Raw genomic sequence first — 14,325 nt, forward strand, 5'->3', positions numbered from 1 at the left:
AACCTGCCTACAGAAACATCTGGAATATCGTGCCCGGTCTCCTTGAGGCCGGGCATTTTGCTATGCGGCTTGCCTCACTGACTTGTGACACCTTGTCTCTTCTAAAACATGAGTCCACATGCTATATGTGTGAATGTTATAAGCACCCTTATGAGTTTCAAAACCCCACATCATGGATGACACACCCACTCTTGGCTTTCTGCTGCACGATGTTGCGCGGTTGCTGCGCAAGCGGTTTGAACAGCGGGCGAAATGCCTCGGCCTGACCCGGTCGCAGTGGCAGACGCTGGCCTATCTGTCCAAGAATGAGGGGATTCATCAGGCTGGCCTGGCGGAAATCCTCGAAATCGAGCCGATCACGCTGGTGCGCATCCTCGACAAGCTGCAGGAGCGCAACCTGATCGAGCGGCGCCGGCACCCGACCGACCGCCGCATCTGGCTGCTGTTCCTGCGCGATGAAGCACGGCCGCATCTGGCGGATATGCGCGTCATCGGCGAAGTCACCCGGTCCGAAGCCCTCGAAAATGTGCCGGCGGAAGACCGCGAACATCTCATCCGCACTCTAACCCTTATGAAGTCCAATTTGATCGATGCCTGTCAGACACCGGTCGATGACAGGAAGACACACCATGGCTGACGGATCTCCCAACTCCCGCATTCCCGCCAATACCGATCACCCCGCCGCACCGGGGCACGCCGCGCCTGTTCTGGAAAAGACCGATGCACCCAGCGAAACACCCGTTGCCGCCCGCGTCAACGAACCGGTGCCGCTGCCCGATATCACGCCGCCGAAGACCCGCCGCAACCGTCTGCGCCCCGTGCTCTTCGCCGCGCTGCCGCTTGCCCTCGTGGTCGGCGGCTATTTCTACGTCATCGGCGGGCAGGTCATGTCCACCGACAACGCCTATGTGCAGGCGGACATGGTCGGCGTTTCCACCGATATATCGGGGCTGGTCAGCGCCATCGACGTGCATGACAACGAGGTCGTCAAGCAGGGACAGATCCTGTTCCGCATCAATCCCGACGTCTACCGCATCGCCCTTGAGGGCGCGCAGGCGCAGCTCGGCACCGTTCGCAACCAGATTCTCAACCTGCAGGCGAGCTACAAGCAGACGCTGGCGGAGATCGCCCAGGCGGCGTCCGACATTCCCTTCTACCAGAAGACCCTGCAGCGCCAGGCGGACCTGACCAACACCGCCGCCGTCTCCAAAGCCACCTACGATCAGGCCAAGCATGATCTCGATGCCGCGCAGCAGAAGGTCGATGTCGCCAGGGCACAGGCTGCCACCACGCTCGCCCAGTTGGGCAACAATGCCGACCAGCCCGTCGAGCAGAACCCGTCCTATCTCGCGGCAAAGGCAACCGTCGACAAGGCCCAGCACGATTTTGACGCGACCACCGTGCGCGCGCCCTTCGATGGGATCGTGACCAATGTCAGTTCGCTGCAGGTCGGCGCCTATCTCCAGGCCTCGCAGGCCGGTTTCAGCCTGGTTTCGACAACCCATATGTGGGTCGCCGCCAGCCCCAAGGAAACCGAGCTGACCTATGTGAAGCCCGGCCAGCCGGTGACCGTGACCGTCGACACCTATCCGGGCGTCGAATGGAAAGGCACGGTTGCCAGCATCAGCCCGGCCTCCGGCTCGAGCTTCTCGCTGCTGCCCGCACAGAATACAACCGGCAATTGGGTTAAGGTTGTGCAGCGCATCCCCATGCTCGTCAGCATAAACGATATGGCGGGCAAACCGCCCCTGCGCGTCGGCATGAGCGTGACGGCCGAGGTCGATACCGGCCATGCACGCGGCCTGCCGCAATTCGTGCAATCGCTCCTGGGCAGCAAGGATCATGTCTAGCACCGTCGCACTGCCGGGCACCGCACCGGTTGCCAATCGCGGCGCGATCACGGCCTGTGTCATTCTCGCCGTGATCATGCAGGCGCTCGATACGACCATCGCCAACGTGGCGCTGCCCTATATCCAGGGCAGCGTGGCGGCGAGCGCCGACCAGATCAACTGGGTCCTGACCTCCTACATCGTTGCCGCAGCGATCATGACGCCGCCGTCGGGCTTTCTCGCCGCCCGCTTCGGCCGCAAGCGCGTGCTGCTCACCGCCATCGCCGGTTTCGTTGTGGCGTCGGTGCTGTGCGGCATTGCCCAGTCGCTGCCGCAGATCGTGGCTTTCCGGCTGTTGCAGGGCCTGTTCGGCGCCTCGCTCGTCCCCCTGTCGCAAGGCATTCTTCTCGACATCTATTCCGTCGAGGAGCGCGGCTCGGCCATGGCGCTGTTCGGCGTTTCCGTCATGGTCGGTCCCGTGCTCGGCCCTGTCATCGGCGGCTGGCTGACCGACAATATCAGCTGGCGCTGGGTGTTCTACATCAACGTTCCCATCGGCCTTCTCGCCTTTGCCGGCATCGTTGCCTTCGTCACCGAAACCGGGCGGGAGCTGAAGGCTAAGCTGGACTGGTTCGGCTTCGGCACGCTCAGCCTCGCCATCGCCGCCCTTCAGCTTTTTCTCGACCGCGGCGAACAGCTCGACTGGTTTTCCTCCGGCGAAATCCAGCTGGAAGCGCTGGTCTGCGTCAGCGCCTTCTACCTGTTCCTCAGCCACACCTTCACGGCCGAACGGTCCTTCGTCAATCCAAGGCTGTTTCTCGACCGGAACTTTGCCGTCAGCATGTTCTTCATCTTCATCGTCGGCGTGACCTATCTCGCCTCACTCGCCCTGATGACGCCGTATCTGCAGACCCTTATGGGTTATCCCGTCACCACGGCGGGTATCGTCATGGGCCCGCGCGGCGTCGGCACGATGGTGTGCATGTTCATCGTCGGCCGCCTCATCGGCAAGGTCGATACGCGCTTCCTCCTGGTGCTCGGCCTCGGGCTGACCGCCTGGGCCATGTACGATATGACCGGCTGGACGCCTGACGTATCGCAGTGGACCATCGTTTCGGTGGGCTTCATCCAGGGTGCGGGCCTCGGCTTCCTGTTCGTGCCGCTGACGACGATTGCCTTTGCCACCCTGCCTGCCAGCATGCGCGGCGAAGGCACGGGCCTGTACAATCTGTCGCGCAACATCGGTTCCAGCGTCGGCATTTCCATCGTCACGGCGCTGATCACCGAGAATGTGCAGACCAACCACGCCTCGATCGCTGCCTATGTCACGCCGTTCAACCACGCCTTCAATGCGCCTGCCGTGATGCAGCATCTCGACCCGCTGAAGGCGGCGGGCCGCGCTTCACTTGACGGCATCATCACCCTGCAGGCCACGATCATCGCCTATATGGACGATTTCAAGCTGCTGATGCTGATGTCGCTGGCGGCCATCCCGCTGGTGTTCCTGCTGCGCAAGCCGGCACCCAGCGCCGCGCCGCCGGAACATGCGGTGATGGAATGAAACAAGGGCGGGCGGTCCATCGGACCGCCCGCCCTTTTATCATGGTAACCGCGTCTTACCGCGCTGGCGGCGCATACATCAGGCCGCCGGCATTCCACAGGGCGTTGATGCCCCGGTCGATCTTCAAGGGACTGCCCTTGCCGAGATTGCGGTCGAACATCTCGCCGTAATTGCCGGTTGTCGACACGATGTTGTAGATCCAGCCCTTGTCGAGGCCCAGCGGCGCGCCCGTATCCCCCTCGGCGCCCAGAAAGCGCTTGATCGACGGATTGCCGGATTCCATCTGCTTGGCGATGTTCTCCCTGGTAATGCCCAGCTCTTCCGCCTCGATCATCGAGAACAGCGTCCAGCGGACGATGTTGAACCAGCGGTCATCGCCCTGGCGCACGGCCGGTCCCAAAGGCTCCTTGGAAATGATCTCGGGCAGCACCATGAAGCCCTCGGGGTCGGACAGGGTCAGCCTCTGCGCGTAGAGTGCGGAGGCATCCGTCGTGTAGACATCGCAGCGGCCGTTGTTCAGCGCGACAATGGTTTCATCCGGGCGCTCGAACGAGACGATCTCGTAGGTGATGTTGTTCGCCTTGAAATAATCGGCAACGTTGAGTTCGGTTGTCGTGCCGGTCTCGGTGCACAGCGAAGCGCCGGAAAGCTCTTTCGCGCTCTTCACGCCCAGCGACTTCTTCACCATGAAGCCCTGCCCGTCATAATAGGCGGTGCCGACGAATTTGAGGCCCATGGTGGTGTCGCGCGACAGGGTCCATGTGGTCTGGCGCGACAACAGATCGGCTTCGCCGGACTGCAGCGCGGTGAAACGGTCCTTGGTGGAAAGCGGAATGAAGTTGACCTTGTCCGGGTCGCCGAAGATTGCCGCGGAAACCGCATGGCAGAAATCGACGTCGAAGCCGGTCCATTTGCCCGTGCTGTCCGCATTGGAAAAGCCGAGGACGCCCTGGCTGACGCCGCAATTGACGCGGCCGCGTTCCTTGATCACCGACAGCGTGTCGGCCTTGGCGGGGGTGGCGGTAAAGGCTGCCGATGCTAGCAGCAGGGCGAGAAGTGCAGTCCGTTTCATGATGTTCTCCCTCATTGTGATTGAATAAATCTTTCCCATCCGCCGGACAGCTGCCCGGCGGTTCGTTCGTTCTTCGGTGTTTGGATCACTGGTTCGCCAGGACGGCCGTGAACGTGTCCTCCAACACGTCGATCAGATAATCCGCATTCGCCCGGTTGAAAATCATCGGCGGGCGCAGCTTCAGGATGTTGTCGTGCGGTCCTTCCGTTCCCATCAGGACACCGCGTTCCCTGGCACCGTTGTTGATGGCGCGGGCGATCTGCGTGGCAGGCTCCTTGCTCTTGCGGTCCGTGACGAGTTCGACGCCGAGAAACAGCCCCTGTCCGCGCACATCGCCGATGACGGCATGGCGGGCCTGCATCTCCTTGAAGCGCTGCAGCAGGTAATTGCCTGTCTCCAGCGCATTCTGCCGCAGATCGTCGCGCTCGATGACATCGAGCACCGCAAGGCCGACCGCACAGGAAACCGGATTGCCGCCGAATGTGTTGAAATATTCCATGCCGTTGTTGAACGAGGCGGCGATCTCGCGCGTCGTCACCACCGCCGCCATGGGATGGCCATTGCCGATGGGCTTGCCCATGGTGACGATGTCGGGCACGACGCCTTGCGTCTCGAACGCCCACCAATAGCTGCCGACGCGGCCGAAACCGACCTGCACCTCATCCGCCGCGCAGATACCGCCGGCGGCACGCACCATCGCGTAGACCTCTTTGAGGTAACCATCCGGCAGGAACACCTGACCGGCAACGCTGGGAATGGACTCGGCAAGGAACAGGCCCGGCGCCTTGCCCGCCCGGCGCATCTGTTCGATCTGTTCGGCAACGCTTTGCGCATAGCGGCTGGCAATCTCCGCCTGCGGCCAGTCGGACGGCGCGCGGTAAGGATCGGGAATGGCGGCCTCATAGACATGCGGCTTGCGGCCCTTGCCGCCCTTGCGCTTGTACTTGTAGGGGCTGAGATCGATCAGTTCCTGCGTCGTGCCATGATAGGCCCAATCGAGAACAATCGCCTCCTCGCGTCCCGTATGCGCCCGCATCATCCGCAGCATCAGGCTGTTGGCTTCGCTGCCCGAACAGGCGAAGGTCGCGACCGCGAGATCACCGGGCAGTGTCGCGGTCAGCCGCTCCGCATAGGTGACGATATTGTCGTGGAGATAGCGCGTGTTGGTGTTGAGCAGGCCCGCCTGCCACGACAGGGCCCTCACCACATCCGGATGCGCATGGCCGAGATGGCAGACATTGTTGAAACAGTCGAGATAGGCCCGGCCGCGATCGTCGATCAGCCAGACACCCTCGCCGCGCACGAACTTGATCGGCTCCGCATAGGAAATGGAGAGATTGGGCAGGAGCGACGTACGGCGCGCGGCAACAATGGCCTCCCGGCTGCGCCCCGTCTGCTGGAATGTCTCGCGCGGCAGGCCGATGAAATTGGCCGGGTCCGGGAAGAGTTCGCCCCAGACCGGGAGATAGCGCGCTTCGCCAACGCCGAGGATGGCGGTTGCCGACAGGGATGTATCGACCGACAATTGCAGGTGCAGATGCGGTGCCCAGCCGCCATTTTCCGCCGGCGCGCCCATTTGGCCGACGAGATCGCCCGCTTGAAGCACGTCGCCCGGACGCAGCCGCGTCAGGGCCTCATGCGCAAGATGCCCCCACAGCGTTGCAAAGGGCGGGCAGCCGTCCGGCGCATGCTCGAGCTTGACGAGGCAGCCATAGCCGAGCGGATCGGGCTCGATGACGACTTCTGCGACAGTTGCCGCGATGGGGGTGAACAGCTTCGTGCCTGCAGCCATGAAGAGGTCAAGGCCGAGATGCCGGGTGCGCCGCTCGCCGGCAATGAAACGCGATTCGAACATCACACCGGTATAGACGGAGCGTTCCTCGCCCCACGGCCCGATGCCAAGCGCAATACCGTTTTCCGCGCAATAGGCATCCCACCATGCGGTTGCCTTGTCCGGCTGCTGCGCCGCGGACCAGACGGTCATAGCATTTTCGGGATCGCCATAGGGAACCAGCGCCTTGGCCGCGGTGGCCGGATGCTGCGTGAGAACGGGAGCAAAAGTCCGGTTGTTGCGCTTGATCCAGCCGGCAACCGCCTTGGCACCCGCAGACGCATCATATCCGCAGGCATGGCGGAAAATCGCCGTGGCAAAGCCCGGATTGATCGCATCGAGGCGGCGCAGCAATGCCCATGCGGGCGCCTCGCTGATGGCGAGATAGGGATTGTCATCCGTCTTGTCCTTGCGCTGCGCCGACAGCGTGACGCTGGTGACGAGCCGCATGGCGATCAGGTCGAACAGCAGATCCAGCTCCTGTTCCTGCAGGGGATATTCCGCATGGAAACCCGCAACGATGGCGACTGCCGCCCCGATGGGATCGTCGAGATCGAGAATGGAATAGGCGCAGGCGACCGCCACTTCCGCGATCAGCACGCTGTGCAGCGCGTCGCCGAAATCGATCAGGCCGGCAATTTTCCCCGGATTGTCCGGGTCGACCAGCACGTTCCAGTCATTGGCGTCATTGTGGATGACGGCGGCGCGTAAGCGAGGCAGGCGCGGCGCCACCCGCGCCTCGAACCGGTCGAGGAAGCGGCCGAGCAATGCACGATCCTCGGCATTGTCGATATATTTCAGGCGCTGGCGCGACAGGCCCGCCGCCCGCATGTCCCAGTCGAATGTCCTGAGCGCGCCGGGATGCATGAAGCCCTGCATGGCCCTGTCCAGCCGCCCAAGCATGCCGCCGAGGCTTTGCAGGACCGCCGGCGTGCGTTCGCGTTCGGCCAGGGGATCGCCGTCCTGCCAGGACACCATGCGGATGCAATGCTGTTCGCCGGTCGAGGACTGAACCTGCACCAGCACCTGCCCATCCAGCGACCGGCGCAGTCTTGGCACCGGCAGGTCGGATGCGTTTGCTTCGAGATGATGCAGCAGCGCCGTCTGGAAATCGCTCTGGTCCTTCGGCTCGCTGGAATTGACGGCCTTGAGAATCCAGATGGAGCCATCCGATGCATCGATCCGGAAATTCTGGTCGCGTTCACTGGCGAGCGAACTGATCCGGCCCTCGACGCCAAAATGCTCCTTGGCGATGGCGAGGGCTTCCGCATTCGAAAATGCCGGTGCCGGATGGGACAGATTGATCATGCATCAACTCCTTTTCGCCAGAGCTTGGCACGGGCCTCAAAATGGGGCATCCGTTAATCCGCCGGTTTGACCGTCAGAAGGACGGCCTGAACCGGCATTTGGTCGGGGGAAGAGAAGAGGGCAATGAAGGAACTCGATGAAAAGGACCGGAACATTCTGAGCATCCTGTCGCGCGATGCCAAGATTCCGCTGAAGACGCTCGCCGGAAAGATCGGTCTGTCGCGCAGCGCAACCAGCGAGCGCATTCTTTTTCTCGAACGGTCGGGGGTCATCCGTGGCTACCGGGCCGATATCGGACAACTGAACGAGGGGGTGATCTGCGCCTTCCTGCTGATCAGCCTGGTGCGCACCCCGGCGCTCGGCGTGCTGGACCAGCTTGCGGCCCGTCCGGAAGTCCGGCGCGTTTCCTCGGTCAGCGGGCAGCTCGATCTGATTGTCGAGGTCGAGGTGCCGTCGATGAATCATCTCAACACGATCCGCAACACCGTGGCGCTGCTGGAGGAAGTCGATGACGTCACCACATCCATCATCCTGCGCCGCGACATCGACCGGATGGGCGGCGACGCGGGAGAATAGCCGCCGGCCGGCCTCACTCTCGGAGGATCAGGCAATCTCTTCGGCCAAACGGGATACCGGTTTTTGACCGGTCCGCGCATACTCCGTCGTGTTCACAGGTCTATTTGACGAACAAAGACGAGGTATGAAAATGAACATTTACCGCAACTATATTGCCTGGCGCAATGCGCGCCGCACCATTGCCGAACTCAACACCCTGCCGCTGGATCAATTGGCCGACCTCGGCATCGATCCGCTGATCCATGTCCTTGGCATTCCCGTCCGCTCCTATTCGGGCAGCCAACGCGAAAGGAACTAGGGTCAGGACCCTTTAATATAAATGGCCCGGAAATCATTGACATTGGTGCCTGTCGGGCCCGGCACGAACAGATCACCGAGGGCATCGAACGCCGACCACGCATCATTGGCATTCAACAGGCTGCGCGCGTCCCTCCCAAGACCCGCCAGCCGCGCGGCGGTGCTGCCGTCGGCAAAGGCTCCGGCATTGTCCTCCGAACCATCGATGCCGTCCGTATCGGCGGCCAGCGCCGAGATGCCCCCGGCCCCGGCGATACCAAGCGCAAAAGACAGAAGAAACTCCGTATTGCGCCCGCCCTTGCCCTTCCCGCGCACGGTGACCGTGGTTTCTCCCCCGGACAGGAGAACCACCGGCGCCGTGAACGGCCGGTTTCTGGTCAAAACTTCGCGGGCAAGCGCGGCATGCACATGCGCCACCTCCCTTGCCTCGCCCTCGATGGCATCGGACAGGATGACGGCGTCGACGCCCTGGCGCCGCGCCTCCGCTGCGGCCGCGTCGAGCGAGACCGCCGCTGAAGCGATGATGCGGACCGTGTTGCGGGCAAACCCGGCATCGCCGGGGCTGGGTGCGCGGGCCGCATCCAGCGACAGATGCCGCAAGGCCGCGGACGGCAATGCAAGATTGTACTGGCGCACGATCGCCCGTGCATCGTCGAGCGATGCTTCATCCGGCACGGTCGGTCCCGATGCAACCAGGGCCGGGTTGTCGCCCGGAATATCGGATATGACCAAGGTAACGACCCTGGCCGGAAAGGCGGCGGCGGCCAGCCGCCCGCCCTTGACGGTTGAAAGATGCTTGCGCACCGTGTTCATCGCGGCGATGGGTGCGCCGGATGCCAGCAATGCCTTGTTGACCGCAATCTCGTCATCGAGTGCCATGCCTTCCGGCGGTGCCGGTAACAGCGCGGAACCGCCGCCCGATATCAGCGCCACCACAAGATCGTCCTCCGTCAGGCCAGCAACCGCGTCAAACAATCTTGCTGTGGCCTTCAGACCCGCCGCATCGGGCACCGGATGCGCCGCCTCGATGATCTCGATTTGCTCGCACGCCACGCCGAAACCGTAACGGGTGACCACAACCCCTTGCAGCGGGCCATCCCAGGCCTGTTCGAAAGCGCGCGCCATCTGCGCCGAGCCCTTGCCCGCACCGATGACGATAGTGCGCCCTTTCGGGCGGTCCGGCAGGTTGGCGGCAACGGTGCGTTCGGCCTGCGCCGCCGCCACGGCGGCGTCAAACAGGGATGCCAAAAATGCCCTGGGGGCGGTTTTCAATGTCATTATTGTCCGCCCCCGTGGCCTTGTCGGTTGAACTCAGGCGACCGCGTGGTTGGCGATGCGCTCCAGCGCCTTGACCAGTCCGGAGTGGTCGAGACCGCTGTCACCGTTCGCCGCGCAGCTGTTGAACAGTTCCTGCGTCGATGCCGTGTTGGGCAACGAGACGCCCAGCGTCTTGGCGCTCTGCAAAGCCAGGTTGAGATCCTTCTGGTGCAGCGAAATGCGGAAACCCGGTTCGAATGTCCGCTTGATCATCCGCTCGCCATGCAGTTCGAGAATGCGCGAGGAGGCAAAGCCGCCCATCAGGGCCTCGCGCACCCGTGCCGGATCGGCACCCGCCTTCGACGCCAGCACCAGCGCTTCCGAAATGGCTTCGATGGTCAGGGCAACGATGATCTGGTTGGCAACCTTGGTCACCTGGCCGTCGCCGCAATCGCCGACGAGCGTGATGTTCTTGCCCATCAGCTTGAACAGCGGCAGGGCCCGGTCGAAGGCGCTTTGCTCGCCGCCCGCCATGATGCTGAGCGTGGCGTTCTTGGCGCCCACCTCGCCGCCGGACACCGGCGCATCGATATATTCGCTGCCCGTCTCGCGAACCCTTTTGGCGAATTCCTTCGTTTCAATCGGCGAGATCGAGCTCATGTCGATGACGAGCTTGCCCGGCTTCAGGCCGAAGACCACGCCGTTTTCACCAAAGAGCACGTCCTTGACCTCGGGCGTATCCGGCAGCATCAGGATGATGATATCCGTCTTTTCGGCGAGAGCCTTGGGGCTTTCAACGATCTTCAGGCCGTTCTCGACCAGTTCCGGGCGCGGCTCGATGAAGAATTTCGAGGTGTAGACGTCATGCCCCGCATCCTGCAGGTGACGTGCCATGGGCGTGCCCATGATGCCCAGTCCGATGAAACCTATGTCAGCCATGTCCTCAGCTCCTCATTCTCAAGATGTCGGCGGATTTCTGCGCGTCGGAAAAATCCTTCAGCCAGCCCAGTCCGCGTTGCGTTTCAGTCTTTGGTTTGTATTCGCAGCCGATCCAGCCGGCGTAACCGGCCTCGTCCAGTGCCTCGAACACGAAGGGATAGTTGATCTCGCCCGTGCCCGGCTCGTTCCGGCCGGGATTGTCGGCCAGCTGGATATGGGCAATCCGGTCCTTGTGGCGCTGGTAGGTCGCCACCAGTTCGCCGCGCGTGCGCTGCTGGTGATAGAGATCGTACTGGATGAAGAGATTGTCGCTGCCGACCTCGTCGATGATCGATGCCGCCTGTTCGACGGTATTCAGGTAGAAACCGGGAATATCGTAGGCGTTGATCGGCTCGATCAGCAGGCGGATCTGGTGCCTGGCAAGCTCCTGCGCCGCCAGGCGCAGATTGTGCACGAATGTCGTGCGCAGCACATCGGCCGCCAGCCCGACCGGCGCGATGCCGGCAAGGCAGTTGATCTGCCTGCACCCCAGCTCGGTGGCATAGTCGATGGCCGTGGCAACGCCGCGCCGGAACTCGTCGATGCGGTCCGGCAGCACCGCGATGCCGCGCTCGCCGCCCGCCCAGTTGCCGGCCGGAAGATTGTGCAGCACCTGCACCAGCCGGTGCTGCCCGAGTTTCTGTTTGAGAACGGCCGCATCGAATTCATAGGGGAAGAGATATTCCACCGCATCGAAACCCGCCTGGCTGGCCAGTGCAAAGCGGTCGAGAAACGGAACCTCGTTGAAGAGCATCGTCAGATTGGCTGCAAATTTGGGCATGAGACCTCCGGAAAGTCAGTGAAATTCAGTCAAGGAATGCCGCGACGGCGGTCGGCGCATCCTGTTTCTGTTCGGCCAGCTCCTCGAACTCGACCACCGCATTGATGTCGGCGCCCATGGAGATATTCGTCACCCGCTCGAGGATGAACTCGATGACCACGGGCACCTGGTGTTCGTCCATCAGCGCCTGCGCCTGCGCAAAGGCGTCGGCAAACTGGTTGGGGCTGCGCACGCGGATGGCCTTGCAGCCGAGACCTTCGGCCACCGCCACGTGGTCGACGCCGTAGCCTTTCTCCGCGTCATCAGACGCATTGATGTTGTCGAAAGCAAGCGACACTTCGAAATCCATGTTGAAGCCGCGCTGCGCCTGGCGGATCAGCCCGAGATAGGAATTGTTCACCACAACGTGCAGATAGGGCAGCTTGTGCTGGGCGCCGACGGCCAGTTCCTCGATCATGAACTGGAAATCATAGTCGCCGGAGAGCGCCACGATCGGCCGGTGCGGATCGGCGGCACGCACGCCGAGGGCGGCGGGCAAGGTCCAGCCGAGAGGACCGGCCTGACCGCAATTGATCCAGTTGCGCGGGCGGTAGACATGCAGGAACTGCGCCCCGGCAATCTGGCTGAGGCCGATGGTCGTGACATAGCAGGTGTCGCGGCCGAACGCCTTGTTCATCTCCTCGTAGACGCGCTGCGGCTTCAGCGGCGTCTGGTCGAAATGCGTCTTGCGCAGCAGGGTGCGCTTGCGCTCCTGGCATTCCCGCGCCCATGCCGACCAGTCGCGCAGTTTGCCTGCGGCCTTCCATTCGGTGGCCACGTCGAGGAACAGCTTCAGCGCCTTGCCCGCATCGGAGACAATGCCGAAATCCGGTGCGAAAACGCGGCCGATCTGGGTCGGCTCGATGTCGACATGCACGAATGTGCGCCCTTCCGTATAGGTCGCGACATTGCCCGTATGGCGGTTGGCCCAGCGGTTGCCGATCCCCAGCACGAAGTCCGACGCCAGCAGCGTGGCGTTGCCGTAGCGGTGCGAGGTCTGCAGGCCGCACATGCCCGCCATCAGCCGGTGATCGTCCGGGATCGTTCCCCAGCCCATCAATGTCGGGATGACGGGAACGCCGGTGATTTCGGCAAATTCAACCAGGAGATCGGAGGCATCGGCATTGATGATGCCGCCGCCCGCCACGATCAGCGGCCGTTCCGCCGCATTGAGCATAACAAGCGCCTTCTCCACCTGCGCGCGCGTTGCGGCGGGCTTGTACGGCTCGAGCGGTTCATAGGTGTCGGCGTCGAATTCGATTTCCGCCAGCTGCACATCCAGCGGCAGGTCGATCAGCACCGGACCCGGACGGCCCGAGCGCATGATGTGGAAAGCCTTCTGGAAAACGTAGGGCACCAGGCCGGGTTCCATCACGGTCACCGCCCATTTGGTCACCGGCTTGGCGATGGAAGCGATATCGACGGCCTGAAAATCCTCCTTGTCGAGACGGGCGCGCGGCGCCTGCCCGGTGATGCACAGAATGGGGATGGAATCGGCCGAGGCCGAGTAAAGACCGGTGATCATATCGGTACCGGCCGGGCCCGAAGTGCCGATGCACACGCCGATATTGCCGTGATTGGCGCGGGTATAGCCCTCCGCCATGTGCGAAGCGCCTTCCACGTGGCGCGCCAGGATATGGCGGACCGAACCGCGGGCGCGCAGCGCCGAATAGAACGGGTTGATGGCCGCGCCCGGCACACCGAAAGCGCAATCGATCCCCTCCTTTTCCAGGATAAGAACCGCAGCATCGACAGCACGCATTTTGGTCATGATCATTCCTCCAGATTTAGTGGGATCATAATCCGTTTCATGAATCACACAATGAATTTCTGGAAATCATTCTCATTATATGGAAATAAAGATTTTCAATAAAACTGGTAAAATCAACCGCGCCAGATTATGCCAATGCAACACAATGCAAAGGGAAAGACAGCAGCATGGCTTTACAGTCGACGGCAGCAAAAGGCAGGCGGGGACGCAAGGCGGGGGAGAATGCCGTGCCTTCCTCGGTTCAGGTGCTTGATCGCAGCCTCCATCTGCTCAGCATCGTCGCCGACAATGACGGATCGACGCTGACGGACCTCGCCGACCACACGGGCATGGCGCCATCGACCGTTCACCGGCTGCTGACGTCGCTTGCCAATCACGGCATGCTCGCGCATGACCCGGAATCCGGCGAATGGACGGTCGGCGTGCGCGCCTTTGAAATCGGCAATGCCTTCCTGCGCTACCGCAAGCTCGGCAGCATCAGCCGGCCATTCCTGAAAAAGCTGATGGACGCGTGCGGCGAGACCGCCAATGTCGCCATCGAGGACGAAGGTGATGTGGTGTTCATCTCGCAGATCGAGAGCCATGCACCGATGCGCGCCTTCTTCCGGCCGGGACGGCGCGGCCCCATCCATGCATCCGGCATCGGCAAGGCCATCCTGTCGACCTGGTCCGACACCGATATCGGCCAGATGCTCAGCGGCAAGACGCTGGCGCATTTCACCGACCGCACGCTCGATACGCTGCCCGCCCTCCTGAAGGACATTCAGCAGATCCGCGCACGCGGCTGGTCGATCGACGATGAGGAGCACACGCTCGGCATGCGCTGCATCGCAGCACCCGTTTTCAACGAACACGGCGAGGCCATCGCCGGGATTTCGATTTCAGGCCCGGCCGTGCGCCTGCCCAAGAACAAGCTGGATGTGTTTGGACCGGTCATCCGCCGGACCGCCGATGAACTGACGCAGGCCATGGGTGGCCGCAAACCGCACGAACTCTAGCGGGAAAAGCAAAAAGGGGCCGACGGC

The 14,325-nt window shown here is 62.6% G+C and carries 12 protein-coding genes; 6 read left to right on the top strand and 6 right to left on the bottom strand.

Annotation, left to right across the window (positions count from 1 at the left end):
• Positions 1-172 precede the first annotated feature (172 nt).
• Genes ACZ5FP_RS20845 through ACZ5FP_RS20855 form a run of 3 tightly spaced genes read left to right on the top strand, consistent with a single transcriptional unit; the run spans position 173 to position 3,390 of the window.
• The gene (locus tag ACZ5FP_RS20845; protein ID WP_105735155.1) at positions 173-637 is read left to right on the top strand and encodes a MarR family winged helix-turn-helix transcriptional regulator; all 465 of its coding nucleotides are present in this window, start codon (positions 173-175) and stop codon (positions 635-637) included.
• On the top strand, positions 630-1,850 hold the full coding sequence (locus ACZ5FP_RS20850; protein WP_464664397.1) for an HlyD family secretion protein: 1,221 nt from the start codon (positions 630-632) through the stop codon (positions 1,848-1,850). Before ACZ5FP_RS20845 ends, ACZ5FP_RS20850 begins: the two co-directional genes overlap by 8 nt.
• A complete protein-coding gene (locus tag ACZ5FP_RS20855; protein ID WP_223615426.1) occupies positions 1,843-3,390 on the top strand; it encodes a DHA2 family efflux MFS transporter permease subunit in 1,548 nt (515 codons plus the stop codon). The genes ACZ5FP_RS20850 and ACZ5FP_RS20855 overlap by 8 nt, the downstream gene beginning before the upstream one ends.
• Positions 3,391-3,445: 55 nt before the next feature.
• On the opposite strand, the gene ACZ5FP_RS20860 is transcribed toward ACZ5FP_RS20855, so the two are convergent.
• Positions 3,446-4,462, bottom strand: a complete 1,017-nt coding sequence (locus ACZ5FP_RS20860) for an amino acid ABC transporter substrate-binding protein (RefSeq protein WP_464664398.1) — start codon at positions 4,460-4,462, stop codon at positions 3,446-3,448.
• A gap of 85 nt (positions 4,463-4,547) precedes the next feature.
• On the bottom strand, positions 4,548-7,601 hold the full coding sequence (locus tag ACZ5FP_RS20865; protein ID WP_464664399.1) for an aminotransferase class III-fold pyridoxal phosphate-dependent enzyme: 3,054 nt from the start codon (positions 7,599-7,601) through the stop codon (positions 4,548-4,550).
• A gap of 123 nt (positions 7,602-7,724) precedes the next feature.
• Here ACZ5FP_RS20865 and ACZ5FP_RS20870 point away from each other — a divergent pair, with 123 nt between their 5' ends.
• Together ACZ5FP_RS20870 and ACZ5FP_RS20875 are read left to right on the top strand one after the other, a co-directional pair.
• A complete protein-coding gene (locus ACZ5FP_RS20870) occupies positions 7,725-8,177 on the top strand; it encodes an Lrp/AsnC family transcriptional regulator (protein WP_223615429.1) in 453 nt (150 codons plus the stop codon).
• Between the two features lie 130 nt (positions 8,178-8,307).
• Entirely contained in the window at positions 8,308-8,475 is a 168-nt protein-coding gene (locus ACZ5FP_RS20875; protein WP_464664400.1) for a DUF1127 domain-containing protein, read from the top strand.
• A gap of 2 nt (positions 8,476-8,477) precedes the next feature.
• Here the strand turns inward: ACZ5FP_RS20875 and ACZ5FP_RS20880 are convergent, their stop codons facing one another.
• The 4 genes from ACZ5FP_RS20880 to gcl are packed head-to-tail and all read right to left on the bottom strand — an operon-like array spanning position 8,478 to position 13,300.
• Complete coding sequence (locus tag ACZ5FP_RS20880; protein WP_464664401.1) at positions 8,478-9,752, bottom strand: glycerate kinase type-2 family protein; 1,275 nt, start codon at positions 9,750-9,752, stop codon at positions 8,478-8,480.
• 33 nt (positions 9,753-9,785) lie between these two features.
• Positions 9,786-10,670, bottom strand: coding sequence for a 2-hydroxy-3-oxopropionate reductase (locus ACZ5FP_RS20885; RefSeq protein ID WP_346305692.1), 885 nt, complete (start codon positions 10,668-10,670; stop codon positions 9,786-9,788).
• A 4-nt stretch (positions 10,671-10,674) separates the two neighbouring features.
• Positions 10,675-11,490 (bottom strand): hydroxypyruvate isomerase, encoded by an 816-nt coding sequence (gene hyi / locus ACZ5FP_RS20890; RefSeq protein WP_464664402.1) that lies wholly within the window; start codon positions 11,488-11,490, stop codon positions 10,675-10,677.
• 25 nt (positions 11,491-11,515) lie between these two features.
• The gene (gene gcl, locus ACZ5FP_RS20895; protein WP_346305694.1) at positions 11,516-13,300 is read right to left on the bottom strand and encodes a glyoxylate carboligase; all 1,785 of its coding nucleotides are present in this window, start codon (positions 13,298-13,300) and stop codon (positions 11,516-11,518) included.
• 167 nt (positions 13,301-13,467) lie between these two features.
• On the opposite strand from gcl, the gene ACZ5FP_RS20900 reads away from it, so the two are divergent.
• Positions 13,468-14,298, top strand: a complete 831-nt coding sequence (locus ACZ5FP_RS20900; RefSeq protein ID WP_464664403.1) for an IclR family transcriptional regulator — start codon at positions 13,468-13,470, stop codon at positions 14,296-14,298.
• Positions 14,299-14,325 lie beyond the last annotated feature (27 nt).

It is taken from the genome of Phyllobacterium sp. T2-21, assembly GCF_055378485.1.